Source organism: Microbacterium umsixpiens (assembly GCF_053543675.1).
This window is the reverse complement of sequence record NZ_JBLVOH010000137.1, coordinates 22,062-22,555: the sequence shown is the minus strand read 5'-3', so window position 1 is coordinate 22,555 and position 494 is coordinate 22,062. Positions and strand designations below refer to the sequence as shown.

1 protein-coding gene is annotated in these 494 nt (G+C 73.5%); it reads left to right on the top strand.

Annotation, left to right across the window (positions count from 1 at the left end):
- The coding region (locus tag ACNPM4_RS13935; RefSeq protein ID WP_448986048.1) for an SGNH/GDSL hydrolase family protein at nucleotides 1–494 on the top strand (494 nt) is incomplete at both ends.

Genomic DNA, 494 nt, shown 5'->3' with positions numbered 1-494 from the left:
CCGCCATCGCGCGGAAGCGGATCGGGAAGCCGCTGGGGGAGGAGTCCCTCGACGCCGACCGGGTGTGGCGTCGAGCGCTCGACGGCGAGCCCCTCGATCTGCTGGTGTTGGGGGACTCGATCGCCGCGGGTCTCGGGGCGGAGCGCCGCAAGGAGACGCTCGGCGGTCGGCTCGCGAAGAGCGTGGGCCGGCGGATGCATCGACCGGTGCGGCTGCGCACCGCTGCGGTCGTGGGCTCGGAGTCACCCGACCTTCCCGCGCAGCTCGACGCGCTCCCCGCCGACTACCGTCCGCACGTGGCGGTGATCGTCGTGGGCGGCAACGACGTGACGCACCGTCTGCCGGTGGCGCTGTCTGCGCAGCATCTGCACGAGGCCATCCGGAGGCTGCGCACGAGCGGTGCCGAGGTCGTCGTCGGCACCTGTCCCGACCTCGGTGCATTGCGTGCGGTTCCGCAGCCGCTCCGTCGGATCGCGTCGAGCCTGTCGCGGGGG